Origin of the sequence: Acinetobacter sp. ANC 3903 (genome assembly GCF_002135315.1) — a bacterium.
Taxonomy (GTDB): Bacteria; Pseudomonadota; Gammaproteobacteria; order Pseudomonadales; family Moraxellaceae; genus Acinetobacter.
The window spans coordinates 192,909-219,178 of the sequence record NZ_NEGA01000001.1; the positions used below are offsets into that span (position 1 = coordinate 192,909).

Consider the following 26,270-nt stretch of genomic DNA (forward strand, 5'->3'; position numbering starts at 1 on the left):
AACTTGGTCTTGTAATTACGACTGGTTCAAAGTTTTATCTGATATTAAGTAGATGACAACACTTTCAGATATGGTATTTTTATATAACAAAAGTATAATTTAATGATACCAATTATAAACAGATTGATTAAGCAGGCATATTAAAGCATGGCAGCATTACAAGGATCACCAAGATTTACAGGTTTTATTCGGCGTTTAGTCGAAGATGGCTTAGTTTCTGCTGAAAATATGCAGAGTGCAATATTGAATGCAAAAAAAGCCAATCAGGATATTGTGCCTTTTTTAATTGATCAGTTGAAAATTTCATCTTTAGAAATTGCAGTAAAAATTTCTCAAGAATTTGGCGAACCTCTTTTTGACTTGAGTGCATATGATTCAGCTCAAATTATCCGCGAAGGTGTGGATGAAAAACTCATCAGTAAACATTGCATTCTACCGATTTTTAAACGTGGCAATTTACTGTATGTGGCAACCAGCAATCCAACCAATATAGATGCAATGGATGCGATCCGCTTCAGCAGTAAAATGAATATTGAAGCGATTATTGTAGAACACCAGAAATTACACAAACTGATTGAACAAAATTTTACTCAAGCAGATAGCTTTGAATTCTCCGATGATGATATCGACTTAAATCTCGAGCAAGAAGACTTAAGTCAAAAAGATGATGATGATCATGATCAAAAAGAAGATGAAGCACCGATTGTTAAATATATTAATAAACTACTGATTGATGCCATTCGCATGGGCGCTTCAGATTTGCATTTTGAACCTTATGAAAAATCTTATCGGGTACGTTACCGTATTGACGGTGTATTACGTCAAATTGCTAATCCCCCTTTGCAACTGGCTACACGTTTGGCATCGCGTTTAAAAGTCATGTCGCAAATGGATATCTCTGAAAAACGCTTACCTCAAGATGGACGGATTAAACTTAAGCTTTCAAAAAGCAAAGCTATCGACTTTCGTGTCAACTCTTTACCAACCCTGTTTGGGGAAAAACTGGTACTGCGTATTCTCGATCCATCCAGTGCCATGCTCGGTATTGATGCATTGGGTTATGAACCAGAGCAGAAAGAGCTGTTTATGCAGGCCTTAGATAAACCTCAGGGCATGCTATTAATTACCGGCCCCACTGGTTCAGGTAAAACCGTATCACTTTATACTGGCTTGAATATTCTGAATCGTGAAGACACCAATATTTCAACTGCCGAAGATCCAGTAGAAATTAACCTGGAAGGAATTAATCAGGTCAACGTCAACGCCAAAGTAGGCTTGACCTTCTCTGCAGCGCTAAAGTCTTTTCTACGTCAAGATCCAGATATTGTTATGGTGGGTGAGATTCGAGATCTGGAAACCGCCGAAATTGCCGTAAAAGCCGCGCAGACGGGTCATATGGTGATGTCTACCCTGCATACCAACAGTGCACCAGAAACCTTAACCCGCTTAAGGAATATGGGGGTTCCGTCTTTCAATATCGCGACCTCTGTAAACTTGGTGATTGCACAACGTTTAGCACGTCGTTTATGCTCACAATGTAAAGTTGCGACAGATATTCCTGAACCTAGCTTACTAGAAATGGGCTTTACAGAAGAAGATCTTAAGCATCCAGATTTTCAAGTATATCAGCCTGTAGGCTGTCCCGAATGTCGTGAAGGTTATAAAGGTCGTGTCGGTATTTATGAGGTCATGAAAGTAACACCTGAAATTTCAAAAATTATTATGGAAGAAGGTAATGCACTGGAAATTGCAGCAGCTTCTGAAAGATCGGGGTTTAATAATTTAAGACGTTCAGGATTAATTAAGGTTATGCAGGGGGTGACTTCGCTTCAGGAAGTCAATCGTGTAACCAGTGAATAAATGAAAATTTAAAATAAGGATAAACGCATGGCTGTCAAAAAAGCACAGATGATGCCCACCTTCAGTTATGAAGGCATTGATCGTAAAGGGGAAAAACTTAAAGGGGAATTACCTGCTCGTAATATGGCACTTGCTAAAGTGACCTTACGTAAGCAAGGCATTACCATTAAGACGATTCGGGAAAAGAGAAAAAATATTCTCGAAGGCTTAATGAAAAAAAAGGTATCTACACTCGATATCACCATTTTCACCCGTCAATTGGCGACCATGATGAAAGCAGGTGTACCTCTGGTCCAAAGCTTTGAAATTGTAGCAGAAGGTCTAGAAAATCCATCCATGCGTGAAGTGGTATTAGGGATTAAAGGCGAAGTAGAGGGCGGGAATACTTTTGCCGGTGCCCTTAAAAAATATCCGCAATATTTTGATAATTTATTTTGCTCCTTGGTGGAATCCGGTGAACAGTCTGGTGCCTTGGAGACCATGCTGGATCGTGTCGCCATCTATAAAGAAAAAAGTGAACTTTTAAAACAGAAAATCAAAAAAGCCATGAAATATCCAGCAACTGTTATTGTTGTTGCACTTATCGTGACCATTATTTTGATGGTTAAAGTCGTTCCGGTGTTTCAAGAGCTATTTATGTCATTTGGTGCCGATTTACCTGCCTTTACCCAAATGGTGGTGAATATGTCTGACTGGATGCAGCACTATTGGTTTATTCTGATTATTGCCATTGGTGCGATGATTGCCGGATTTCTTGAAGCCAAAAAACGTAGTAAAAAATTTCGTGACTTTCTGGATAAAGCGGCTCTTAAAGCCCCTATTTTTGGTGACTTGGTATATAAAGCTATTATTGCGCGTTACAGTCGTACTCTAGCGACTACCTTTGCCGCCGGGGTTCCCTTGATTGATGCATTGGAATCTACAGCAGGGGCAACCAATAACTGTGTCTATGAAGCTGCTGTAATGAAAATTCGTGATGATGTTGCCACCGGACAACAGTTACAATTTGCCATGCGAGTCACCAATAAATTTCCCTCTATGGCCGTGCAAATGGTAGCGATTGGTGAAGAATCAGGTGCTCTTGACAGTATGCTGGATAAAGTCGCAACACACTTTGAAAACGAAGTCGACAATGCTGTAGATGGCTTAACCTCCATGATGGAACCCCTAATTATGGCCGTGCTAGGTGTACTGGTCGGTGGTCTGGTGATTGCCATGTATCTTCCAATCTTCCAAATGGGTTCTGTGGTTTAATGCAAGAATTAATCGCTTATTTTATTACCAATCCAACTGCACTTTATCTTGCGGTTGGGCTTTTTAGTCTGTGTATCGGCAGTTTTTTAAATGTCGTCATCTATCGAACTCCCAAGATGATGGAGCAAGAGTGGCGCCAGGATTGTCAAATATTGCTGCATCCTGAACAAGCCATTATTGATGAATCCAAACTGACCCTAAGTCAACCGCCATCTACCTGTCCGAAATGCCAAACTGAAATTCGCTGGTATCAAAATATTCCCGTCATCAGCTGGCTGGCCTTAGGCGGCAAATGTGGTTCTTGCAAAAATCCGATCAGTAGTCGTTATCCTTTAATTGAACTATTGACTGCAATATGCTCCCTGATCATTGTGGCCGTATTTGGCCCCACCTTACAAATGCTGTTTGGCCTGCTGCTCACCTGGACACTGATCGCCCTCACCTTTATTGACTTCGATACCCAACTGTTACCTGACCGTTATACTTTGCCCCTGGCAGCTCTGGGTTTAGCAGTGAATAGCTATAGTATCTATACCAGTCCAAGTTCTGCCATCTGGGGCTACATTATTGGCTTTCTCTGTCTCTGGATTGTGTATTATCTGTTTAAGATCATTACCGGCAAAGAAGGTATGGGCTATGGAGACTTTAAACTCCTGGCTGCTTTAGGCGCCTGGATGGGTCCATTTTTGCTGCCGCTGATCGTATTACTCTCTTCCTTCGTTGGTGCAGTGATTGGTATTATTCTGCTGAAAATACGCAAAGAGAACCAACCTTTTGCATTCGGCCCTTATATTGCCATTGCCGGCTGGATTGCGTTCATTTGGGGTGAGCAGATTATGAAAATCTATTTGGGACAGTAATTTTTAGGGATATGTATGACTTTTATCTTGGGTTTAACTGGAGGAATTGGCAGTGGAAAATCTGCCGCAAGTACATGGTTTGAAACCCAGGGCATTACTGTAGTAGATGCCGATATTGTCGCGCGAGAGATCGTTGAAAAAGGACAACCTGCTTTACAGCAAATTCACGCTGCATTTGGAGATTGGGTACTTTTAGCGAATGGCGAACTGAATCGTCGGGCTTTACGCGAACAGATCTTTAAAGATCCTGAAGCCCGTAAAACCCTAGAAAGCATTACCCATCCTGCGATTCGCCAATCCATTATTCAACAGCTGCAAGCCGCAACCAGTCCCTATGTGATATTGGTTTCTCCCCTGCTGTTTGAAACTAACCAGCATGAACTGACCGATCACACCTTGCTCATCGATGCATCGATTGATTTACAGATTCAGCGAGCTGCCATGCGTGATCATCAGTCGATCGAGCAAATTAAAAAGATTATTCAGGCTCAGATGCCACGTGAGCAAAAGCGTAGTCTGGCAGATGATATTGTGCTGAATGATGGCCATCTTGACCATTTATACAGTCATTTAAAGCCATTACATGAAGCTTATTTAAAACGCTGAAATTAAAAAAGCAGTCGATCAGGACTGCTTTTTTTGCTGATCAAGTTGCCGCTGCAAACTGTCTTGATGACTGATCCAGCGCCAAGGCTGCAAAGCACCGACTGCCATCCCGATCAAGCCACAAATAATGGCCAGACTTAAAGGCTCCCCCAATAACGGTACTGCTAAAATTGCAGCCATAAATGGCGCCAAAGTCACGATACTTCCCGCCTTGAATGCCCCTAAACGTTTAATGGCTTCTACATAAGTCAGTGTAGCTACAATCACCACAAAGATGCCGTGAAAAACCACCTGTAACAGTAAATGCATAGGTTCAGGTACGGTTAAATTTTTCGGTAAAAACAGCAGATAAATCGGCACATACACAATCGCCGACCAGATGGCGACCCCTGCCATGGAATGCCAAGCGGAGAGCTGCCATTGTCGCAATAATACTGTAAACACCCCCCACCAGATCGCACTCAGGAAAAATAGCATGTCGCCAAAGCCAAAAGCCACACCAGTTTCCTGATACATTAAGAAACTCATGGCAGTGATCGCGCTCAGCATAATCACCAAACTAATCCAGATGTGTTTATCTAAAGGCTGTTTAAATAGCACAAATGCAGCGACTGCTGTACACAGTGGGAGACAACCATTCAGGAAAATGGCTGCATGCGCTGCTGGTACATAATGAAAGGCACTATAAGAGGTCAGGCAATACGCTACCCCACCGATCATCGCCAAAATAAAAGGCTGTTTTTTCCATAAAAAAGCAGTATCTTTTTTATAGAGCAAAATGGGCATCAAAATACAAAATGCCAAGGCAAAACGTAAGGCGGTGATGTCCCAGGCACTAATCCCCCACTGGGCATTCAGACGGGAAGTAATGGTAAATCCCCCCCAAATACACATGGTAATGGCGACATAAAGATAACCTTGAGACCGGGGAGACATAGCAAACAACTTTTAAATTTGAAAGAGAAAAAATTACACGTTACGTTGACGACAAGCTTCATACAGTGCCATCCCTGTGGCAACACTGACATTTAAACTCTGTAAGTTTCCTGCCATTGGAATGTAGACGGTCTGATCACATTGCGACTGGGTAATCGGGCGTAAACCTGTATCTTCAGCCCCCATCACCACACAAACCGCCGTACCGGTAAAATCAAATTTATCCACTGGTAAAGCTTTTTCATCCAGCATGGTTCCGACTACACGTACATTAAATTCATCTTTGATGTTAGCCAAAGTACGCGCCAGATTGGTCACCTGAATAAACTTCACCTTTTCTGCGCCGCCGGCAGCAACCTTACGTGCAGTTGGCGTCAAGCTGGCAGAACGATCACGCGAAACCACCACCGCTTCAACACCCATGGCAGCAGCTGTACGAATACATGCGCCCAAATTATGAGGATCGGTGACCTGATCCAGTGCCAGCAAAAGTGCCTGAGGATTTTGCTTGAGCACTTCATCCAGGTCCTGTTCATTCAGCACTGGATGTGGACGTACTGCTGCCACTACGCCCTGATGAAAAGGCTGGCCTGCCAGTTTTTCCAGCTTGTCACGACTGGCTTGCTGCACACTAATGCCAAAAGGTTCAGCCAGAGCCAGCACATTTTTCAAACGCTGGTCATCACGACCTTTCAAGGTAAATAAAGTCAGTACGCGCTCAGGCTCGAGTTCTAATAATGACTCCACTGAGTGAACGCCATAATAATATTCTGGTTTTGCCATGAACGGCCTCTAAAATCTATGGTAACAATACAAAAAAGAAAAATCCTGCAAAGCAGGCTTTACAGGATTGACGCTTGAATCTAGTTTAACCGATTCAAGTTAAAATTTCTTTGTCTTATCTGGGGCTAATGCTTAGCCTTCAAAATGACAAACATAATCGAGGACTTCATCGGTCTCGATTTTAAAGCGGCTATTGCCGGGTACATAAAAAGATTGACCGGCACGGAACAATTCACTTTCAATTTTGTCGCCAATTTGTACACGACACTCACCTGAAATAATTTCCATACGTTCAGGCACATGAGTTTGAAAGGTCAATGCCTGTTCTGTTGGCAAAATCACCCCTAAGGTTTTTTTAGTGCCATCTTCAAACTGCACGGTATGACTGATACATAAGCCATCGAAATAAACATTCGACTTTTTGACAACCGAAACGTGATCAAACTGATTTGACATGCGTATTCTCCAGATAATGCGCATTTATAATTTTTGCTCGAGCTAGTTTAAAGCTGAGCATTAAACTAATCAATCGCTGTTTCATACAGCTAAATCAATATTTTTCAAATTTTTACAAATATTGTTGTTTCTGTATCCATGAAAAATGAATGCCGTGTACATGAATAGTGATAACCATGAAATTATAAGCACAAATGATGGATAATGTTTCCCCGACCAAAGGCTAATAGGGGGGTTGTGATTCTGTCTTAGATCTTCAAATGTCGCCCGATTGAAGTTTTGAACAGTTTCAAGTTTTGCTGATTTAGATAGATTAGTGACTCAAACACCTATCTTTTTTAATAGCATGAATTGGCAGAGCAGAAAAATGATCGGCTATCTTGAACAGCGAGTTTCATGTTCACAGCCAATATAGGGTAAGATATTGATGTTTTAAGTCCTTTTAAAATAAAAGCTGTCTTGTGACCAAAACAAAATTTCACTATCTTAGACTAAAACTTTTCGCAGCTTGGATGCGTTTATGCTGACACATTTAACTCTGATCAATTTTGCTTTAGCCGATCATCTAGCCATTGATATTGAACAAGGTTTCAATGTCTTGACTGGTGAAACAGGTGCCGGTAAATCGCTATTGCTGGATGCGCTCTCGGCCTGTCTGGGTGAACGTACCGACACCAATTACGTACGTTTCGGTTCGGATAAAGCCGATGTGACGGCCATTTTTAGTTATCAGGAACAGAGTCCTGAAGCCGAGTGGCTAAAAGCACATGAGTTGGATGATGAATCGGGTGAAATTCATTTACGTCGGGTGATTTTTGCCACTGGTCGCAGTAAGGCATGGATTAATGGCCGTCCAAGCAGCCTGTCTGAACTAAAAGAAATTGGCCGTTTACTGGTGCAGCTTTATAGTCAGCATAGCCAGCAACAACTGCTCGAACCGCCTTATCCTAAACACTGGCTCGACCGTTACAGCAATTTTTATCAACCGGCTCAAGAGGTACGTGATGCCTACAGCACATGGCAAAAAGATATTCGCCAGCATCAGGCAGCTTTAGATGCTCAAGCCACCCGCAAACAGCGTATTGAAACTTTAGAGTTGCAACTGGAAGAACTCGAAGAGATTACCCAGATTGACTATAAAGAGATTGAACAGGAATTTGACCGCTTAAGCCATCATGAACATATCATGCTGGACTGTGGCAGCAGTTTAAATGTGCTGGATGAAGCGGAACAGAATATTACCCAGGAACTGTCTTCCATTATTCGCCGTCTGGAATCACATTCTGGACGTAGTGAACAGCTTGCTGAAATCTATAATTCACTCATCAATGCACAAAGTGAAATTGAGGATGCAACGGCAAATTTACATCAGTTTATAGATCGTCAAAGCTTCGATCCGGAACGGATGGAAGAACTGAATACACAACTGGAAGTTTTCCACCGTTTGGCCCGTAAATATCGCAGCCAGCCAGAAAACTTGAAGCAAGAATATCAGGCCTGGCAGGCTGAACTTGAGCAGTTGCATCAGCTTGAAGACCCTGAAACATTGGCCGAACAGGTAGAATTGTCGCATCAGGACTTTTTAGCCAAAGCACAACATTTAGATGAGATTCGTCGTACTGCAGCGGTTCCTTTAGCCAAACATCTGACTGAACAGGTAAAACAGCTGGCTTTACCGGAAGCCTATTTTGAATTCAAGTTTGAGCCTTTAGAACAGCCAGGTGCTGAAGGTCTCAGTTTTATTCAACTGCTGTTTACTGCGAACAAGGGTATTCCGCCGCAGCCTTTGGCACGTGTCGCTTCCGGGGGTGAACTGTCACGTATTGCCTTGGTCATGCAAGTCATGAATGCGGAAAAAACCGAATCGGAAGTTTTGGTGTTTGACGAAATTGACGTCGGGATTAGTGGCGGTACGGCAGAAATGGTCGGCCGTTTGCTGGCAGACCTAGCCCAGCATGTTCAGATTCTATGTATCACCCATCAGGCTCAGGTTGCGGCACAATCGGATCAGCATCTTCTGGTGAAGAAACGTCAAACTGATCCAGCTAGCAGTGCCATTCTCAATCTTTCCGAAGAACAGCGTATTGATGAACTGGCGCGTATGACCGGTGGAGTCGAGATTAATGATACGACCCTGCAACATGCCAAGCAATTACGTCAGCTTAAGTTTCAACAGGTATAAAAAAACCAGTACAGCATGTACTGGTTTTGAACTTCAAAGCAAATAACATTGCTTTGAGGACGACTTACCATTTGATCGGTTTTTCACTCGATCCTGGGGTCATATCATAGGTTGGGGTAAAACTGGCATCTTGATTCTGATAGGAGGCAGGTTGTAGTTTCATCCCGACCAATATCTCTCGGCTCAAGCTTTGCGCAATTTTATCTGTACTTGAATCATTCAATGAATTATTCAGCATGTTTTGAATTGCATTGTCTGCAATAACGCGGTTGAAGGTACCCGCTGCAACAACTTTACTGGTATTTGCCTCAATCACACGCCAGGTTAAACGCACCTGATCCGAACCTTGATTCAGACCATACATCTGTTGACCATTGGCAACCGAGACATTGTTGATACGGCCCACCAACAAATAGTCTGCACCCACTTTCTGACCTATACGTGCCAATTCTTGCGGTGCACCATCCCAGTATAGAAACTCATTCTCGGACTGCATTTCATTTAAATAATGACGATCCACCAAACTCAATTGACCCGTTTGAGCCAAATAGATACCTAATTGATCAGACAATTCTGATGCAAAATCTTCCGCAGAATCCACTTTGGCAGAACGGTTATTTTTTTCATAAAACTGAAATGGCAGCACAGCAATGCGGCGTAAATGCTGATCTTGAACAGATGACTGATACTGCACCACATGCGCACGCACTTTCGCACGATAGTTGTTTTTTGATCCGGTCACGCTGAGCACTTGGAATTTGGTGACAGATCCTGAGCCAGTATTATCTACGCTAAATACTGGAGAAACTTTACCAGAATAACTCCATTTATTATTTGAAACTGACATATTGACAGTTGTTTCATAATCTACACGTGAGGAAACAGTCGCACCATTCACCGATTGAACCGCAACCAGCAATGCTTCTGAAATAGCTTGATGCTGGGTAGCTCCACTACCCGACGCTTCTTTAACCACTTCTTTTAATGCTGCAAATGCAGAGCTGGTCGCACAACCAGCAAGCAATAAGGCTAAAAATATTTTATTCATCATTATTATCTTCTTAAGCAACTGTGCAATCGCACAGTTGCATATTTAAATTATAAACCGAAGGTCGAACGTTTCGATGATTTACGAATTTCTTTCTCGCTGGTCCATTCCACAATGCCGGTTTGTACATTTTGAAGTTTTAAAGTGAACTTGTAATACACATCACTTTTACCCCCTGCATTTTTAACAATGCTCGACAGGTTACCGTTTAACATATATTCAGCGCCAATATGACCACCGGCTTTTACCGAAGTCGCTTGGTTCACCAATCCACTTTGCTTTTGGTATGCCAACTGTTGAGCTAATGCGTTGGCAGAAGTCATATCTACAAAACGGAATTTGCCTGAATTGATGAGTTTGTTTTGAATGGTGTCAGTGATTGACTCGGTATCAATATGTTCTTGCGTTTTATTGCGGATGCGGTCTACAAACATCACTGGGCGGCGGTTTTGAGTCAATTGAACAATCACCGGGAAGGTCAACATATCATCCACCATTTTGTCTGCAATCATCTGCAAATCGGTAGAGCCGAAATCTTTAGTCAGGGTTTCAACTGACTGGGCATCTCCATAACTGACGTTATTCGATGCACAGCCGCCCAAGACCAAAGTAGCCAAAACAGTAGTAGCCAAAGTTAATTTTAATTTCATGGAAAACTTATCCTTAATCTTTTCTCAAATAGACAACAACATCAACAGCAGATGGGTTAGGTGCAATGGATTGAACGGTTTTTATTTCGCGGCCTGTTAACTGAATAGGCTTCCAGCGTGAACCTTCTGGATTCACTTCAAAGCCATTTGCATCTACCCAAACAATTTTGTATTCAAAATTACGGCTCACAAACCAGCGGTCCTTAATTGCAATCGAAGCTTTTTTCAAATCGCCAGCGTATGCCATACTGATTCGATCAACCGCAATTTGCGTGACCAGTTTTGGGTTATTGCTAACGGTTTTTACGCTATAGTTGCCGTCGGCTGCAGTTTGGGTAGATAGTGAATTGGGTGCAGTACAACCAATAAGTGCAGCAGCCAAAAGGCTGGCCATCCCCAGTTTTAAATATATTTTCATCAATTACACTCTTTTAGAATTAACGAGTTACAGCACTTACACTGGCTGAAATTTTATTATTTATATCACTGACATAAACAAAAACGGTTTGGTTTGGATTTGCTTCAACATTCAGTGTTGGACTAGAGGATTGTGATCCCATAATTTGCAGATTATGTTTTCCTGGACTCACCTCAAAACGTGCCACCTGTGTATTACTTGGCAGTGTCGACCATGCTCTTAAATCGGCACGTTCAGTGGCAACATTCATTAAGTTTCCAGCCAGCTGCCCTAAAGATCCCAATTGCTGGCCCAATTGTTGTTGCACCACATATTTTGTCGTTGCCCGTACAATCTGACTGGTAACGGTACTGATGGTTTGTTCTTTCAGGTTTTTTACCGCCAATGCCCCAATATCACTGACCAGTGTACTTTGCTGTACTTGTCGATCACCCAGCTTAATTTTCAAGCTTTTCGGTGGCACGTAAGTACTCGGCTCATAGGTGGCAAATGCAATATTAATCAGTCCATTGGGCATGGGAAAAGCAAGTTTATTTTCAATCTTTTTCGGTACTGTACCCTGTTCAATAAATACAATGACAGGTACTGTTTTCGCATTGTTACTTGATACTTTATCAACCCGGGTTACATCTTGGGCAACATTGGAATCACCTTGCAATTCATAAGCTTTTTTAAAGTCTACCAAAGCATTGTTATAGTCACCTGTGGCTTCCCACAAATTCGCCGCCATGTAAAAAGCATAACCATTTTGATAGGTATTTTTAATTCGGCCTGCAATTGGATCCAAACCGGCAAAAGCTTCATCTAAAGTTGAATAATCAATTTGTTTATCTGCATTCTTCTGCTTATCTTTTTTCTGAGCAAACTCTTTCTCATGCGCCAGTTCAATTTCTCGCTGAATTTGTTGTGCAACACGCATTTCTACCCCTGCAGCTTCAGCATTATTCAGCAGAATATAATTTTTTGCCTGAGAAATATGCGCTAAAACCTGCTCATAGGGAGGAACCAAATAAGGTACAACAGACTCATTACTCACCATCGAAAGGGCTTTGAACCCCATCCGGGTCACACTCACTTTACTTCTGTTGTTTTGCTGATCGATCAGCTCAAATGCCTTTTTATAAATATCCAGGCTTTCTTGATATTGTTGATTGACCTGTAAAACTCGTGCCTGTTCTAAATAATATAAAACTGCATCTTTAGAATTTTTCTTGCTGTCAAACTTCGCTGCTACAGATGAACTGAGTTCTGCATTTAAAGAACTTCTAAAAAGTGATCCCTCTTCTTCATAAGTTCCAAATACCGCTGCATGTGTTTGTACAGCAAACAATGAAGTAAAGCATAAAGTGATAACTTTCTTGTTTATTTGAACCGACATAATAATATTCAACTTACTTTTTATTACATATATCATACAAATCAAAACAATATGGATCAAATCAATATTTTTCTATAAAACTTATAATTATTTTGACTAAATTAAGATAATTTAAATATTGATCACAAAAAAAGTAAAAATACACAATAAATCAAAAAAATATTTAAGTTTTAATAAATCAAGACCACTATTTTAATGTGACTTTAGTCGCAAAATAAAATCTTAAGCGTGAGAAAAACTTAAATTTATATATTCAGCTCATAATTCTTTATAGAAATTTGTAAGCTCAATGTTATAGTCAAGAAAGCTCTAGATAGAGTGACAGCTACAGCAAATTTAAAAATATTTTTCAAATGATAGACTAAAACTCGGAGATGCTTAGATGACTAAACAATATCTGACACATCGCTGTCTCATTGCACCTCCTGATTTAGCCGATGACTTTTTTGCCAATACGGTAATTTATTTGGCACGCCATGATGAAGATGGTGCACAAGGCATTATCATTAACCGCCCATCCGGTCTTTCAATCAAGGAATTGTTGAATGACCTGGAAATTGAAGCAGACAATGTCAATCCCCATGCAGTGTTGCAAGGTGGACCGCTGCGCCCTGAAGCCGGTTTTGTGCTGCATACCGGTCAGCCAACCTGGCACTCATCCATTGCGGTGGGTGAAAATGTCTGTATCACCACCTCTAAAGACATTCTGGATGCTATTGCACATAATGAAGGTGTGGGGCGTTATCAGATTGCCTTGGGCTATGCCAGCTGGGGCAAAAACCAGCTGGAAGCAGAATTGGCACGTGGCGACTGGCTGATCTGCGATTCAGATATGGATTTAATATTTAACTTACCTTATGACGACCGCTGGGATGCTGCCTATAAAAAGATGGGCGTCGACCGGATCTGGTTGTCATCAGAGATTGGACATGCCTGATTTATCACAACCGCACATGATTATGGCATTTGATTTTGGTACCCAAAAAATGGGCATGGCAGTGGGTCAATCCATGATTGAAAGTGCCAATCCGCTTGCCCTGTTTCCCATGAAAGATGGCATTCCGAATTGGGATGCTTTGCTGAAAATCGTCAAACAGTATCAACCCACCTTATTTCTGGTCGGTTTACCGCTGAATATGGATGATAGCGAGTCTGAACTTTCAACACGTTCACGCAAATTTGCCCGTCGCTTGCGTCATCAAACCAATATTGAAACCTTGATGGTCGATGAGCGTCTAACTACCCGTGAAGCACGCGATGAACTGGACCAGTATCAAGCTCAAGGTCGTGGCAAAAAACTGGCTGCAGACAGTATTGCAGCAGCGCTGTTTATAGAAAGCTGGTATCGCAATCCGGTAGGCTTAACCCCTTAAAATCGAATGAACAAACAATAAAAAAGCATCTGGTCGGATGCTTTTTTATTGAAATGAACCAGGTCGAATCTATTCGAAGTTATTGCTGGATGTTATTGGGATTTTTTCTCAATATGAATCGTTGCAGTACGTCCTGCCACAAAGGCCAACTGGTTCTTCGGCAATTCATCAATCATGATTTTCACCGGAATACGTTGTGCCAGACGCACCCAGCTAAAGGTTGGATTTACATTTGCAAGCAGGCCGGTGGTAGTAGTACGTTCGCGGTCCTCAATCCCGGAAGCAATGCCCTGAACATGACCTTTTAGTTTTTGTGAATCTCCCATGAGCTGGATAGTTGCCGGAGCACCGACATAAATTTTGTCCAGTTTGGTTTCTTCAAAATAACCCACCACATACAGCTGCTGACGGTTTAACAGTGCAGCCACCGCCTGCCCTACTTTGACATAATTACCTTCCTGCAATTCAAAGTTAGACAAGGTGCCATCTGCCGGTGCCACGACTTCGGAACGGTTTAAGTTCAGTTCGGACAGGTGCAGATTACTGGTCGCGACTTCAATCAAGGCCTTTTGCTGCACAATATTGGCTTTGGCCTGATCAATCGCGGCAAGCATTTGCTCATGTTCGGCATGTGACTGATCACGCGTTGCAAACATCTGATCCTGTTCCTGTTTTGAAATCGCACCGTCCATTAAATTGGCATAGCGGTTGGCATTTTTATCCGCCAGATTGCTATTGGCTTGGGACTTCACCAGATTGGATTTGGCCTGTGCCAATTCTGCTTCAGCAGCAGCCAAACCGGCTTTAGCTTTAGATAAGTCTGATCGGGCTTGCTCGACATCCAGAGCTTGACGGGCAACATCAATTTTAAACAGCACCTGACCTTTTTTCACAGTCTGGTTATCCTGCACCAACACTTTCGTTACCAAACCGGAAACATCTGAAGAGACTTGAATCACATCGCCACGTACCCGTCCATCACGGGTCCAGGGTTCAGAATTGTAATAATCCCAGATATGTTTTACCGCCAAAATTGCAACGACAGCGACCACAGCAAAGAGCACCGGTCGGACGACTTTACGCAAGTCTAAAGATGTCATGGAAAACCTCATTCACTTCAAAAGATAGCTGCTTAGCCCAAGCAGACAATAAAACCCCAATGCACTAACCACAGCAATACCAGATAAACACAGAGATAAAAAATATGCGGCAGCGGAATCCAGCCCTGTTCCACAAAACGGTCGAGCAAGCGCATCAATACACGCACTAAAGCGTAGGCCAGCACTGCCTGAATCAGCAGAATCGGGACATATACCCCATAGACATTTAACTCACCCATGGGCTACTTCTCCAAGTTCTATATCTTGTTTGGGCTGTTTTGGCTCATGACACAAACTGCTGCGAATATTGTTTAAAGACATCTGAATCCTTTGAGCAGTTTCAGCATGCTCCAGTTGCTGTGTCTGGTTTTTTAATTGGCCGATTTTTAACATGACCTGCTGATGTAAATCTGGAATCAGCTGCGTTTGTGCATTTTCTTTGGCACGAAAATAATCATCCAGACCTTGTTGCAGATCTTCCAGACTAGCCAAAATGGCCTGATCCGAATCAAGTCGATGCATCAACTCTTGCAGACGGGTCAGATCAATCACTGCACTGGTTTCCACCAGCGCCAAATTAATCTGGGTCTTTAATTTTTCTGACTGCACCATCTTGGTATTCAATACCCCAATCCGGTCTAGCATGCTGCGCAGATGAATCCGGAACTGCACACCGTAAGGAATATATAAAGCTTGGCGAATCGCCTTGTAATGCAGCGACAAAATCCGCTGTACCGTGATTTCAGGGGACATCGCCCGAACCAGATGAATGATATAAATTGAAATGATCGGCCCCAGCACAGAACCGATGGTGGCATCAAAGAAAAACACCTGATCCAGCGTATAACTGTTCTGCAAGTTCAAGCCCATGATGGTTCCCATCAATGCAGGCAAGGCAATTCCGGTCAATGGTGGATGCGGAAACATCATCAGGCAATAAATCACAAAAGGTGCCAGTACCAGTGCCAATTCCCAAAACGAGCTGACATGCGGAAAAATGCCATAGGCATAAATAAACACCAGCACCCCTGCATAAATATTGCCGCGCACAAACATCTTCAATGCCGGTACCGGATTATCCATGGCCGTCAAAATACAGGCACTGATGGCCGCCATTTCAGCCATCATAAATCCGGCTTTCCAGCCACTTAAAATCCAGAATCCTGTAGCAATGATCACGACCATAAAAGCGGAAATCCCGCCCCGTACCGCAACCCCATGGTCACGGTGTAAATTGGGATAAGTCGTGGTCAGTGGCGTTACGCTTTCAGGCAGTGAAGCATCGCCTTGTTGAATGCGTTGCCAAATCAGCTTAATGGCTCTGATATTTTGAATGAAATGACGAATATCCATTTTCAGGCTGGCCAAAATCACCTGCTGTTCAGCAGGTGCAGCAGCCATCAAGTCAGCAAAATCCTGCTCAAAATTGTCAGGTAACAGATTTAAAGTCTGTTCCTGAATATCCTGATCATCTTTTAAAAATGCCGCACTATGATCATGTATGGCCTGAAGCTGAGCACGATATTGGCTGTCGATTACATCCAATTGCTTGACCCGTTCCGCCATCGCCACCAGGTTGGCCACCAGCATGCTCAGTTGATGCAACATTTCCTGTAACGGCTTGGTCATGCCCTGCAAGGTGGATTTTTCATAAGCCAAATGCACCGCCATGACATGAATTTCGGCAATATCACGGGCAATCTGACTCAGTACGCTACTGTAATTTTCCAGTTTGGATGGGTTCAGCAAAATCTGGTCAAACAAGTCTTTGGTATCTTTAAACGTTTTAGACACCTTTGAGGCCACGGCTGGTCCAATGTGCAGCGGAAAGATCGTCGTAGTCACGATGGCGCTACAGACCACCCCGACCATAATCTCTAAAAAACGCCCCACCGCCATATCAAACATCGATGCCGTGTCGATGTTATAAATAATGTTGTAGCTGATAATCACGGTGGTATATCCCGCAAGCATAAATACATAGCTACGCGGAGTCCGGTCGAGCATCGAGATATATAAGCAGCCACCTACCCAAGCTGCCAAAAACAAAGTAAACAGCCACGGCGTGTTGATGAGTAGCGGAGTCACCAGCACCGAAACCACAGCACCCAATAAAGTACCCAGTGCACGATACACACTTTTCGAAGAAGTCATCCCGGAAAAAGGATTGGCGATGACAAAGACTGTCCCAATCGCCCAGATGGGATAAGCCAAGTTCAGTGCAAAAGCCACATACAGCGCAAGCATGCCTGCCAGAAACGTTTTAGTCGCAAAAATCCAGTCCATCTTGCTGGGACGAAATGCGAGTATTTGTTTGGTAAGCAACATGGGTTGATCTCAAATTAGGGTTTATGCCTTCTTCCTAATTTTTAAATGACGACTACAAGGCACGATCTACCTGAAAGATGGGTCGTGTAAAAATAGGCATGTTTCAACATGTCATCAGAGATGAGGGTCATTCAAAACGAATGGAGGAGATTTCACATCATCCTGTTGATGCGGAATAAAACAGGAAAACAGCCAAACCAGAAAGATTAAAAATTCATCATTAGATATTTAACTTGATTATTTTTTCAAAAAAAATATATTAAGTCAATAATAATATCTTATTATGATAATAAGACTTAAATTAATAAGATCTATTAAATAGATATTGCCTTATTTTCTCAGCTTAAATGAAAAATATTTTTAGCTGCCAACAAATCCAGCATTAGCTTAACAAAAGCCCTGCTTTGCCTATTTATTTGTTATAAAGTAATACTCATTGATTTCTTTTTTATATGCTTTGACCAAGCAGGTACTTATGGCACTTTCTAGTTTTGGTAAGATTCTCACCGTTTTAGATCTTTTTTCGGTGTCTCGTCCTATCATTAATGTCGATATCATTAGTGAGGAATTAGGACTCTCTAAACCCACAAGCTACCGTTATTTAAAAGAATTGGTTTCAGCAGAATTATTGCAGCGCTTAAGTGGTACCTCAGGTGACTACACTCTGGGTTCTAAGATTGCAGTCTTGGATTATATTTCCCGCACTACCGATCCCTTGGTGCAAATCAGTAGTCCATTTATGCAGCAAATTGTAGAGCGTACTGAATTCGGCTGTCTGCTCACACATTTAAATTACGATTCATGTATCGATATTCATCACGAACTGTATAAAGATCTGACCACACTGATTTATGGCCGTGGTTGTCCTCGCCCGATCTATAAAGGTTCCTCTGCCAAAGTGATTTTGGCACATTTGCCGAAACAGTGTATTTTGGATTACTACCAGCGCTTTGCCACCGAGCTGTCTGAAGTTGGATTTGCCCATAACGAAGAAGAGTTTCTGTTGCAGATGAAGCAGATTAAAAAGCAGGGCTATTATTTCTCGAGTGGAGAAGTTGATCCAAATCTGGCCAGTCTTTCTATTCCGGTGAAATTCTCCAGCAAGGAACCGCCTTTGGCCTTGACCTTATTGGGTTCTAAAAACCGCTTTGAATTTACCAACTTCCAGAAGTTGATTGAAATTTTACAAGACAATGCCAGCTTGATTGAAAAGAAATTTATGGCCTTGACCCATCAGGAAGACACATTATAATTTAAGGAAATGTGATCTATTTTAATGTAAATTATATTGAATTTAACAATATATTCTCATAATATGATTATTGTTCTTCAGCTCTCATTGTTCCATGATAACGTGATGCGATGTAAAAAGCTCTTCCTCAAATTAAAAAAGCCCATCACTGGATGGGCTTTTTAATGCGCTCATTATTGACCTTTAATGTTGCTCATACGGATAAAAATAACGGAAAGTCAGATTCACCCGTGGCTCGATAATCTTCGTCGATTTCCTTAAAGTATGTTTCCAGTACTGCTGGGTCTTGCCACGCATCACAATCAGTTGCCCGCTATGTAGCAATACATCGACTTTTTCTGTTTTGTGTTTATGCTTAAAACTGAATTTTCGGGTAGCGCCAAAGCTTAAAGAAGCAATAACGGTTTCCTGACCTGCCTCAGAGTATAATGCAGGCTCATCATCACTATGCCAGCCCACACCCTGAATACCATCTTCATATAAATTGGCTAAGCAAGAATTAAACGAATGCCCGACCAAATTTTCGATATGTTGTTTTAAACGAAATAATCCCGGTGTCCACACATGGGCTTGCTTGAATGTACCAGAATAATGATATTGATAATTTTCATCGCCATACCAGGCCACTTTGCGTGCCGTTTTATAATGTTGTCCATACAACAGCACTTCATCATGTTGCCAAACCAGATGAGCCAAAAAATACTGCAAATATTGCTCGCTCTGCTGAGGCGTTAAAATCAGGCCATAGTCTTCTACTACCCCATCACAGGGCAACAGATTGGCTCGGGCTTCCGGCTCAAACAATTCAAAGTTCATCGGCAAAAATGCATCGCCTAAAATAAATGTAAAATTCACTTTTATTTTAGCGGATGATTTCTGTTCACAATAGAAAACATTGTATGCGCTTGTGACATGGCCTGATCGGGCTTAGACTCAAATCAGACTTGAAAATAAAAAAATTGCATATGAATTTATGGCACTTATTTCAAAAATTGCGCCCCTTTGTACGACCATATCGCTTGCTGGTCATCGCCACCCTCATTTTAACCCTGATTGGTTCCCTCACGGCTCAGGTCAATGCACTGACCTTGCGCTATGCAGTCGACAGCATTAACCGGCTGATTGAATCTGGTCTCGGACTGGCTCAAGGCTGGCATATTCTGCTCACCATCTCTGCCATTTTACTGGGTAAAGAAGTGGTCAATGCCTTTGTGCAATTCGGACAAAAATTTTATGGTGAAAAGCTGCGTATTTTTGTCTCGCAGGATTTAGCCCAAGGCATCATTGAAAAATTTCTGACCTATCGACTGGCTTTTTTTAATGAAGACAACAATCAGGCCGGTAAATTACAAACCCGTATCGACCGTGGCATTGGCTCCCTCACCCGGCTGGTTCAAATCTTTTTTATTGATATTTTACCGTTATTTACCAGCGCATTTGTGGCACTGGGACTGATGTTCTATGCCAATCTCTATGTGGGGCTGGTCGCGCTGTGTATTGTGCCGATCTATTTCTGGCTGACCTATATCCAGGCACAAAAACTGGGAGGATGGCGGCGTAAGTTACGTGATGGCCGTGAGAAAAAAAGCCAGGGTATTCTTAGTATTATTAACTCAATTACCGTGATTAAATCCTTTAACCGCGAGTCGATCGAATCGGACAAACAGCTCAAACTGCAAAAAGAACTGACCGACAACCAGATGCAAACCCGTCAAACCAGTTTTTTGTTTGATGGTTTAAAAACCTTTATTGAACAGATTGGCATCGTACTGATCATCATCCTGACCGCTTATTTTGTACTGGATGGACAGATGAGTATCGGCATGATCATGTATCACGTGCTGTTATTCAATAACGTCTCTGCCCCGATTCGTTCCTTGCATCGCATTTATGATGAAGTCAATGATGCGATGATTTATTCGGAAAGCTTCTTCAGGATTCTGGAAGCCGATCATGAAATCGAGCCTAGTGGCAGCCAAAAACCGGTGATTAACGGCAGCTTTGAACTGAAAAATGTCGAATTCTATTATCCGAATGGTCATCATGCCTTAAAGAATATCAATATGCTGATTCAGCCGAATAAAATCACCGCGCTGGTAGGTTTATCCGGTGCAGGAAAATCGACATTGATTAGCTTACTCGATAAATTCTATCAACCGGCGTCGGGACAGGTGCAACTGGATGACATCAATCTGGAAGACATCGACACCCAATATCTACGCGATCACATTGGTTTGGTATTGCAAAAAAACCACATTTTCCAAGGCACTATTTTTGACAATATCCGTTATGGCAAAACCAATGCCAGTCTTGAAGATGTCATGAATGCTGCCAAAAAGGCTTCTATTCACGAGCAAATTTTACAGCTTCCGCAAGGCTATGATGCCGATGCCCTGCAACTTTCTGGCGGCCAGCAACAACGGATTGCCATTGCCCGAATGTTCCTGAAAAATCCGCCGATTATTTTTCTGGATGAACCGACTGCCAGTCTGGATGCGATTGCTTCGGAGCAAATCAAGCACAGTCTGGATCAAATCAAGCAAGGCCGTACCGTGATTATTATTTCACACAGTTTGTCGCAGATTATTGATGCCGATTACACCTATGTGATGAAAGAAGGTTGCATCGCCGAGCATGGCGAACACGATGCGCTTTATCATCAGGGCGGAGTGTATAAGGAAATTTTTGATGCCATGGCCAAAAGCCTGAATATTGAAAAGATTGCCAAGACCTTTGAAGAAGATGCTGAAGAAGAAACCCATAGTTAAATACCTAGGACGAAAAGCATTTTTCATCCTAAGCATGATCCATATAGAAAGGTCTTATGCAAAAATAACTTGCATCCAATCAAAAGAATGGAAGCTGATAAATCGATGAGATTCCCATATTGGGCACAGATTAAAAACTGATAATCCATTCACCTCTGATATAGCGATAATTGTAATCTGGTCCCGAGTAGGACGCACTACGATTATAGCCAGCATTCATACGAATAAATTGCGATCCGTGAACGGGACTTTGCAGATTCAGTTCAAACAGTCGAGTTCCTTGGCTCGGGTCATCGTTAATTGTTTCACGCCCAAAGCCTGCGGTTAAACCGGCTGTCCAACCCGCAAAACGCTGACGCCAACCCATGGCCAACATCCCCTCTTCATAATCGTGAGGATTAAAATAATAACCGGCCACATCAACTTTGCTGCTTTGATAAGTTCTGTATCGAGCCTGAAGGGTAAGCCCCAAGTCTAGTGAAGGCTGGTAAATCACTTTAACGCGTCCATGGTCACGGCGATTATCATCTGAAAAAAATTGTGATCCTGCAAGCCCTACCACGGTGACATGCTCACCTAAGCCCTGATCCACTGCCGCACCAACAAAGGTAAAATTCGTTCCTGCATCCAGTGCGGGTTGGGTTTCGACCCAGTCACGATTGGCAAACAGCTCTATAGCTGTCTTTTTGGCTAATGCAGTTCGATAACTACCATCAAAGGTAAATAAGCTATGATCATCTTGCGTGAAAATACCGGCATCTACAGACCAACCATTCGCTGTAGCGGAATCAATATTACGTCCAATAAATGAGATCTTTTGACCATCTCGACGCCAATCATCAGCTTTATACTGATAAGCGCTGGCACGTACCCCTAAGTAATGATCAGCATTTTCATATTGAGGCAAAAATTCTGCAGATAACTTACGGGTTTGGAAGCCTTCGCCATCATCACTGAAAAAGAATTCCGTTCCAGCTGCACGTTCATTTTGAACTTGATCATCCTGTAATGCATTTGCCAAACTGCTGGTACTCATGCCGATGAGCAAGGGAACAACAACATACATACTGGTTTTCTTGTTTTTCATTTTGTTCCCCATGTTTTTCGTGTTCTCAATAATTCATCCAAGTACCCTAAAATACTGGCAGGCTGTAATAAGAAACTGTACGCGAGAACATACAATAAAAAGCCGCTGAAGTTTTTTCGTACCTTAAGTTCCAGATCATCAAACATTCTACGTTCAATCGAGTAATTTAATAGACCGAGCAAAAATGCCATAGGTAACAATGCCAGGGTCATAATACCGACAATCCAGTAGTGTCCAAAACATGCCAGAATGATTCCTGGTATAAAGCCAAAGGTGAATGCGATGTCTAACCAAGGGAAAACCAGGTTCCAGTAAATAAAAAACGTAGATAATCTCGGTTTAATTAAAATAGTGGGATGTTTGATAAATGCTTCGATCATACCGCGTGCCCAACGCTGACGCTGTTTAACAAACACTTTAAGCGTTGTGGGTGCATTGGTAAACAGACAAGCATCCTCACAATGTCCCACACGATAGCCTGCTTTCAACAATGCCCAAGTGAGTACAATATCTTCACCAACGCATTCAGGCCATCCACCAACTTCAATCAAGGCATTGCGATCATAAATAGAGAAAGCACCTTGGGCCACCAAGGTTCCCTGATATAGGGACTGCATACGCTTGGTTGCTGAAATCCCCAGAAAATAGTCCCATTCCTGAGTTTTGGTCAGCAAATTGGTACGAGAGTTCCGCACCAGAATCTTACCCGCAACCGCACGTGTGTTGGGTGGATCCGCTACATAGCGTTCCACAATATTGATTAATGCAACACGATGTAAATAAGAGTCTGCATCGACTGTAATCACCAAATCATGCTGAGCAAGTTTCAGCCCTTCATTTAATGCGTGCGCCTTACCTGCATTTTGTTTTAAATCCAGTAAAGTCAGCCAAGGAAATTTTGCTTGTGCTTTTCGAACAATATCTGCAGTTTCATCCTGAGAACCGTCATTAATCACAATGACTTGTAGGGGACCTGGATATTTTTGCAGACCGATACTGACCAAAGTGTCTCGTATTGAGGCAGCTTCATTATAGGCAGCCACCAGCATGGTAATGCCAGGATAAGAAGGCAATGGTTGGCGCTTAGGCCTTCTGTCCATCATTAGGCTTAATGCCGCAAATGAATTCATAAATCCCGGAATAATGGCAATCCCATAAATCAGGAAAATAGCCCAAAAATAACCGATATAGCTGCTGAGATCATGCATCCAGTTCTGGGCAATCCATATGGAAAATACTGTCCAGAAACAGGCACCGATGAGAGCGACAATAAACTTTAAATGCACAGAAAAGTAAATTTGAGAGACTTCTCTTTTACTGTCATCAATGATCATGAATGTTCTCTAAATATTTCACGTAATAAAAATTTGTGCAGAATTATTTTTCGTAAAGTCTGGGAGTGTTGCAACAGATCATGACTTTATTTACATAAATAGATTTTTATAAACCCATGAAAATCATTATTTCGCCAAAAGCAAACTTTGCTTTTTGTTAAAAACAATCTGCATTTCGTATAATAATATATCATTTTGTATATTTTTTGATAAATAAGTCACACTTTTTTGAGATAATTTGTATTGCTTATTTCAAGTTGTTTTTTATGCATTTTAGTCATAGAAGTTTTTAAATGAATGGGCTATTAAGCCGACCCCCTGATAAAAAAATTTTTGAAACAAAAAAGCCTGCAAATCGCAGGCTTTTTATTGTGATTAATTTAGTAATTAACGTTGAACTTTTTGTTCAATCTCTTCCACACTGGTATGGCGTACATCCAAACCTTTGACCATATAGATGACTTGTTCGGAAATATTGCGCGCATGGTCACCAATCCGCTCCAAAGAACGCAGTACCCACATCACATTGATGACCCGTGAAATATGGCGCGGGTCTTCAATCATATAAGTCATTAAGGTACGGGTCGCAGACTGATATTCACGGTCAATGTCGGCATCGGCCAGCAGAACACGCAAGGCCTGATCGACATCCAGACGGGCAAAGGCATCCAGTGCATCATGAATCATGACCCGCACCTGATTGCCAATATGACGGGTTTCCATATAGCCGCGCGGTGAACTGCCCTCTTCACATAAATTCTGGGCAATTCGGGCAATTTTAGCCGCCTCATCACCAATACGCTCCAGGTCGGTATTGGCTTTAGACATGGCAATCACCATACGCAAATCAATCGCTGCTGGATGACGGCGTGCCAGAATCAGAGTCAAGGCTTCATCAATTTCAGTTTCCAGACGATTGACCACATTGTCCTGAAACTGCACATCAATCGCTAAAGTGGCATCGGTATCCAACAAGGCATGAATACCATTGGCCACTTGCTGTTCCACCAAGCCACCCATAGTCATGAACTTGGTATTTACATCTTGCAAATCTTCATTAAATTGCGAAGAAATATGGTGATTTAACACCGGATTATTTGGCAAGGGGCATACTCCACAACAGCGATTTTAAAATGAATGATCTTGTTTAATATTAAAACATATCTAATATGAAGCTTTCATGACAAAAACCGCAAGATTAACTGGCTGGCTTGAACGACTTGTCAATCAACCAGGCATTCATTTCTTCCAGGTCTTTTTCGGTCAATTTACCGACCGATGCCTTTAAACGCAGGACATTAATTAAATAATCATATTTTGCGTTTAAATAATCCTGTTTGGCAGAAAAAGCATTGCGCTGGGCTAACAGCACATCGACCATGGTTTTTAAGCCTTCCCGATACTGTGCTTGAGAAGCCCGGGAAACTACTTCTGAAGAGTCCATTGCGGCTTTTCGTGCCTGTAATTTGGCTTGATCGGTTTCCACCTGCATATAAGATTTTTTCACATCGGTATTGGCCTTGCGAATCATGGCATCCAGCTGAGATTCACTTTTTTTCACATTGACCGCTGCTTTTTGAATGGACTTTTGCGTTCTTCCACCGGTATAGACCTTCCAGTTCATCTCTACGCCAACCTGATCAAACTGGCCATCACTGGAAACCACATTTTGCGGGGATTGTTTGATATAACCATAGGTACCGACCGCCTCAATTTGAGGATATAAAGCCGCTTTTTCTACCCGGCGCTGATCTTCGGCATAACGCTGCTGGATACGTGCCTGCTGAACAGAAAGGTTCTGGCTCAGTGCCAGCGCTGTCCAGGCATCCAAATCCGCAGGATAAGGTTTCTGAAATTGAAAATCGTCTCGGAGTACAGCCAGGTTTTCTTGATAGGGTCCAATTAACTGGGCCAGCTGTTCCTGTGCTAAAACCAGTTGTACATGCGTGGCAATCCGGTTGGCCCGGGCACTTTGATATTGCGCATTGGCCTCACTGACATCGCTTTTTGCCACAAGGCCTTCTTTCAGTTTGGCATTCATGACATTGAGCTGTTCAAACAGGGCTTTTTCTTCCTGCAGATTGGCTAGGGTTAAACTCTGCTGACGCAATACATTAAAATAACTTTCAGAGACATTTAAAATATGTTCTTGGCGCTGTAACTGTAAAGTGATTTCACTCAGATTAACGGAAGTTTTGATCTGCTTTAACCCTTCCCAGGCATCCCAGCGAAATAGTGGCTGGCGTGCTGTGATGGCAATTTGTCGAGTTGTGGAAGATGAAGCTGTAAATGCATCTGAGGGAAAACCCGGAATACTGCTGTCACTGCTCTGCTGACTTTTACGTGCCACATTTCCAGAAATAGTGACTGTTGGCAGCAAATTCCCTTTGGCAATGCCTAAATTGAGTTGATCTGCTTCATATTGTAAAAGATTGGCTTGCCAATTTGGATCGCTGTTTTTTGCCCGTTGATAGGCTTCCACCAGATCCAAAGCATGACCCCATGTGCTAAACAGCAATGCACATGCACCAATGACTACTTTAATATTCATTTTTTATAGTAAATCCCTACTAGACTAGCGACCATCCATAGACACG

General features: G+C 42.3%; 24 protein-coding genes. 9 read left to right on the forward strand and 15 right to left on the reverse strand.

What is annotated here, in order from left to right; translation table 11 throughout:
- Positions 1–147: 147 nt before the first annotated feature.
- Genes pilB through coaE form a run of 4 tightly spaced genes read left to right on the forward strand, consistent with a single transcriptional unit; the run spans position 148 to position 4,580 of the window.
- Positions 148–1,860 carry a type IV-A pilus assembly ATPase PilB gene (pilB, locus tag B9T29_RS00910; RefSeq protein ID WP_086174108.1) on the forward strand — a complete coding sequence of 571 codons (1,713 nt, stop codon included), beginning with the start codon at positions 148–150 and terminating at the stop codon, positions 1,858–1,860.
- A 27-nt stretch (positions 1,861–1,887) separates the two neighbouring features.
- Positions 1,888–3,114: a type II secretion system F family protein gene (locus B9T29_RS00915; protein ID WP_086174109.1), complete on the forward strand. Its 1,227-nt coding sequence runs from the start codon at positions 1,888–1,890 to the stop codon at positions 3,112–3,114.
- Positions 3,114–3,974 carry a prepilin peptidase gene (locus B9T29_RS16710; protein ID WP_086174110.1) on the forward strand — a complete coding sequence of 287 codons (861 nt, stop codon included), beginning with the start codon at positions 3,114–3,116 and terminating at the stop codon, positions 3,972–3,974. The genes B9T29_RS00915 and B9T29_RS16710 overlap by 1 nt, the downstream gene beginning before the upstream one ends.
- A gap of 15 nt (positions 3,975–3,989) precedes the next feature.
- The gene (coaE, locus tag B9T29_RS00925; protein WP_086174111.1) at positions 3,990–4,580 is read left to right on the forward strand and encodes a dephospho-CoA kinase; all 591 of its coding nucleotides are present in this window, start codon (positions 3,990–3,992) and stop codon (positions 4,578–4,580) included.
- Positions 4,581–4,598: 18 nt separating this feature from the next.
- On the opposite strand, the gene B9T29_RS00930 is transcribed toward coaE, so the two are convergent.
- The 3 genes from B9T29_RS00930 to B9T29_RS00940 form a co-directional block, all read right to left on the reverse strand.
- Positions 4,599–5,516, reverse strand: coding sequence for a DMT family transporter (locus B9T29_RS00930; protein ID WP_086174112.1), 918 nt, complete (start codon positions 5,514–5,516; stop codon positions 4,599–4,601).
- Positions 5,517–5,549: 33 nt separating this feature from the next.
- Positions 5,550–6,299, reverse strand: coding sequence for a 23S rRNA (guanosine(2251)-2'-O)-methyltransferase RlmB (rlmB, locus tag B9T29_RS00935; RefSeq protein ID WP_086174113.1), 750 nt, complete (start codon positions 6,297–6,299; stop codon positions 5,550–5,552).
- A 132-nt stretch (positions 6,300–6,431) separates the two neighbouring features.
- Positions 6,432–6,755 carry a pyrimidine/purine nucleoside phosphorylase gene (locus tag B9T29_RS00940; RefSeq protein WP_086174114.1) on the reverse strand — a complete coding sequence of 108 codons (324 nt, stop codon included), beginning with the start codon at positions 6,753–6,755 and terminating at the stop codon, positions 6,432–6,434.
- 520 nt (positions 6,756–7,275) lie between these two features.
- On the opposite strand from B9T29_RS00940, the gene recN reads away from it, so the two are divergent.
- On the forward strand, positions 7,276–8,937 hold the full coding sequence (gene recN, locus B9T29_RS00945; RefSeq protein WP_086174115.1) for a DNA repair protein RecN: 1,662 nt from the start codon (positions 7,276–7,278) through the stop codon (positions 8,935–8,937).
- 64 nt (positions 8,938–9,001) lie between these two features.
- Here recN and B9T29_RS00950 read toward each other — a convergent pair whose 3' ends face one another.
- Genes B9T29_RS00950 through B9T29_RS00965 form a run of 4 tightly spaced genes read right to left on the reverse strand, consistent with a single transcriptional unit; the run spans position 9,002 to position 12,431 of the window.
- Positions 9,002–9,985 carry a CsgG/HfaB family protein gene (locus B9T29_RS00950; protein ID WP_086174188.1) on the reverse strand — a complete coding sequence of 328 codons (984 nt, stop codon included), beginning with the start codon at positions 9,983–9,985 and terminating at the stop codon, positions 9,002–9,004.
- 50 nt (positions 9,986–10,035) lie between these two features.
- Complete coding sequence (gene lpoB, locus B9T29_RS00955; protein ID WP_086174116.1) at positions 10,036–10,635, reverse strand: penicillin-binding protein activator LpoB; 600 nt, start codon at positions 10,633–10,635, stop codon at positions 10,036–10,038.
- A 13-nt stretch (positions 10,636–10,648) separates the two neighbouring features.
- Positions 10,649–11,053, reverse strand: coding sequence for a YcfL family protein (locus B9T29_RS00960; RefSeq protein ID WP_086174117.1), 405 nt, complete (start codon positions 11,051–11,053; stop codon positions 10,649–10,651).
- 19 nt (positions 11,054–11,072) lie between these two features.
- Positions 11,073–12,431: a COG3014 family protein gene (locus B9T29_RS00965; protein WP_086174118.1), complete on the reverse strand. Its 1,359-nt coding sequence runs from the start codon at positions 12,429–12,431 to the stop codon at positions 11,073–11,075.
- Between the two features lie 382 nt (positions 12,432–12,813).
- Between B9T29_RS00965 and B9T29_RS00970 the strand changes: the two genes are divergently transcribed.
- Both B9T29_RS00970 and ruvX read left to right on the forward strand, forming a co-directional pair.
- Positions 12,814–13,368 carry a YqgE/AlgH family protein gene (locus tag B9T29_RS00970; RefSeq protein ID WP_086174119.1) on the forward strand — a complete coding sequence of 185 codons (555 nt, stop codon included), beginning with the start codon at positions 12,814–12,816 and terminating at the stop codon, positions 13,366–13,368.
- Positions 13,361–13,804 (forward strand): Holliday junction resolvase RuvX, encoded by a 444-nt coding sequence (gene ruvX, locus B9T29_RS00975; protein WP_086174120.1) that lies wholly within the window; start codon positions 13,361–13,363, stop codon positions 13,802–13,804. Before B9T29_RS00970 ends, ruvX begins: the two co-directional genes overlap by 8 nt.
- Positions 13,805–13,896: 92 nt before the next feature.
- Here the strand turns inward: ruvX and B9T29_RS00980 are convergent, their stop codons facing one another.
- The 3 genes from B9T29_RS00980 to B9T29_RS00990 are packed head-to-tail and all read right to left on the reverse strand — an operon-like array spanning position 13,897 to position 17,232.
- Positions 13,897–14,904 carry an HlyD family secretion protein gene (locus B9T29_RS00980; protein WP_086174121.1) on the reverse strand — a complete coding sequence of 336 codons (1,008 nt, stop codon included), beginning with the start codon at positions 14,902–14,904 and terminating at the stop codon, positions 13,897–13,899.
- Between the two features lie 32 nt (positions 14,905–14,936).
- Entirely contained in the window at positions 14,937–15,143 is a 207-nt protein-coding gene (locus B9T29_RS00985; RefSeq protein ID WP_086174122.1) for a DUF1656 domain-containing protein, read from the reverse strand.
- The gene (locus B9T29_RS00990) at positions 15,136–17,232 is read right to left on the reverse strand and encodes an FUSC family protein (RefSeq protein ID WP_086174123.1); all 2,097 of its coding nucleotides are present in this window, start codon (positions 17,230–17,232) and stop codon (positions 15,136–15,138) included. The genes B9T29_RS00985 and B9T29_RS00990 overlap by 8 nt, the downstream gene beginning before the upstream one ends.
- 475 nt (positions 17,233–17,707) lie before the next feature.
- Between B9T29_RS00990 and B9T29_RS00995 the strand changes: the two genes are divergently transcribed.
- Positions 17,708–18,484, forward strand: coding sequence for an IclR family transcriptional regulator (locus B9T29_RS00995; protein ID WP_086174124.1), 777 nt, complete (start codon positions 17,708–17,710; stop codon positions 18,482–18,484).
- 183 nt (positions 18,485–18,667) lie between these two features.
- Here B9T29_RS00995 and B9T29_RS01000 read toward each other — a convergent pair whose 3' ends face one another.
- Positions 18,668–19,300, reverse strand: a complete 633-nt coding sequence (locus B9T29_RS01000) for an alpha-ketoglutarate-dependent dioxygenase AlkB family protein (RefSeq protein WP_086174125.1) — start codon at positions 19,298–19,300, stop codon at positions 18,668–18,670.
- A gap of 149 nt (positions 19,301–19,449) precedes the next feature.
- Between B9T29_RS01000 and B9T29_RS01005 the strand changes: the two genes are divergently transcribed.
- Positions 19,450–21,252: an ABC transporter ATP-binding protein gene (locus B9T29_RS01005; protein WP_086174126.1), complete on the forward strand. Its 1,803-nt coding sequence runs from the start codon at positions 19,450–19,452 to the stop codon at positions 21,250–21,252.
- A gap of 130 nt (positions 21,253–21,382) precedes the next feature.
- Here the strand turns inward: B9T29_RS01005 and B9T29_RS01010 are convergent, their stop codons facing one another.
- From B9T29_RS01010 to B9T29_RS01025, 4 genes are all read right to left on the reverse strand, one after another.
- Entirely contained in the window at positions 21,383–22,339 is a 957-nt protein-coding gene (locus B9T29_RS01010) for a hypothetical protein (protein WP_171263938.1), read from the reverse strand.
- A complete protein-coding gene (locus B9T29_RS01015) occupies positions 22,336–23,673 on the reverse strand; it encodes a glycosyltransferase (RefSeq protein WP_228146540.1) in 1,338 nt (445 codons plus the stop codon). Before B9T29_RS01015 ends, B9T29_RS01010 begins: the two co-directional genes overlap by 4 nt.
- 387 nt (positions 23,674–24,060) lie before the next feature.
- Positions 24,061–24,777, reverse strand: coding sequence for a phosphate signaling complex protein PhoU (gene phoU, locus B9T29_RS01020; RefSeq protein WP_086174128.1), 717 nt, complete (start codon positions 24,775–24,777; stop codon positions 24,061–24,063).
- A 94-nt stretch (positions 24,778–24,871) separates the two neighbouring features.
- Complete coding sequence (locus B9T29_RS01025; protein ID WP_086174129.1) at positions 24,872–26,224, reverse strand: TolC family outer membrane protein; 1,353 nt, start codon at positions 26,222–26,224, stop codon at positions 24,872–24,874.
- Positions 26,225–26,270 lie beyond the last annotated feature (46 nt).

Coding starts and splice junctions, on each gene's coding strand:
- pilB (WP_086174108.1), top strand. CDS start 148: ATGGCAGCATTACAAGGATCACCAAGATTTACAGGTTTTATTCGGCGT.
- B9T29_RS00915 (WP_086174109.1), top strand. CDS start 1,888: ATGGCTGTCAAAAAAGCACAGATGATGCCCACCTTCAGTTATGAAGGC.
- B9T29_RS16710 (WP_086174110.1), top strand. CDS start 3,114: ATGCAAGAATTAATCGCTTATTTTATTACCAATCCAACTGCACTTTAT.
- coaE (WP_086174111.1), top strand. CDS start 3,990: ATGACTTTTATCTTGGGTTTAACTGGAGGAATTGGCAGTGGAAAATCT.
- B9T29_RS00930 (WP_086174112.1), bottom strand. CDS start 5,516: ATGTCTCCCCGGTCTCAAGGTTATCTTTATGTCGCCATTACCATGTGT.
- rlmB (WP_086174113.1), bottom strand. CDS start 6,299: ATGGCAAAACCAGAATATTATTATGGCGTTCACTCAGTGGAGTCATTA.
- B9T29_RS00940 (WP_086174114.1), bottom strand. CDS start 6,755: ATGTCAAATCAGTTTGATCACGTTTCGGTTGTCAAAAAGTCGAATGTT.
- recN (WP_086174115.1), top strand. CDS start 7,276: ATGCTGACACATTTAACTCTGATCAATTTTGCTTTAGCCGATCATCTA.
- B9T29_RS00950 (WP_086174188.1), bottom strand. CDS start 9,985: ATGAATAAAATATTTTTAGCCTTATTGCTTGCTGGTTGTGCGACCAGC.
- lpoB (WP_086174116.1), bottom strand. CDS start 10,635: ATGAAATTAAAATTAACTTTGGCTACTACTGTTTTGGCTACTTTGGTC.
- B9T29_RS00960 (WP_086174117.1), bottom strand. CDS start 11,053: ATGAAAATATATTTAAAACTGGGGATGGCCAGCCTTTTGGCTGCTGCA.
- B9T29_RS00965 (WP_086174118.1), bottom strand. CDS start 12,431: ATGTCGGTTCAAATAAACAAGAAAGTTATCACTTTATGCTTTACTTCA.
- B9T29_RS00970 (WP_086174119.1), top strand. CDS start 12,814: ATGACTAAACAATATCTGACACATCGCTGTCTCATTGCACCTCCTGAT.
- ruvX (WP_086174120.1), top strand. CDS start 13,361: ATGCCTGATTTATCACAACCGCACATGATTATGGCATTTGATTTTGGT.
- B9T29_RS00980 (WP_086174121.1), bottom strand. CDS start 14,904: ATGACATCTTTAGACTTGCGTAAAGTCGTCCGACCGGTGCTCTTTGCT.
- B9T29_RS00985 (WP_086174122.1), bottom strand. CDS start 15,143: ATGGGTGAGTTAAATGTCTATGGGGTATATGTCCCGATTCTGCTGATT.
- B9T29_RS00990 (WP_086174123.1), bottom strand. CDS start 17,232: ATGTTGCTTACCAAACAAATACTCGCATTTCGTCCCAGCAAGATGGAC.
- B9T29_RS00995 (WP_086174124.1), top strand. CDS start 17,708: ATGGCACTTTCTAGTTTTGGTAAGATTCTCACCGTTTTAGATCTTTTT.
- B9T29_RS01000 (WP_086174125.1), bottom strand. CDS start 19,300: ATGAACTTTGAATTGTTTGAGCCGGAAGCCCGAGCCAATCTGTTGCCC.
- B9T29_RS01005 (WP_086174126.1), top strand. CDS start 19,450: ATGAATTTATGGCACTTATTTCAAAAATTGCGCCCCTTTGTACGACCA.
- B9T29_RS01010 (WP_171263938.1), bottom strand. CDS start 22,339: ATGAAAAACAAGAAAACCAGTATGTATGTTGTTGTTCCCTTGCTCATC.
- B9T29_RS01015 (WP_228146540.1), bottom strand. CDS start 23,673: ATGATCATTGATGACAGTAAAAGAGAAGTCTCTCAAATTTACTTTTCT.
- B9T29_RS01025 (WP_086174129.1), bottom strand. CDS start 26,224: ATGAATATTAAAGTAGTCATTGGTGCATGTGCATTGCTGTTTAGCACA.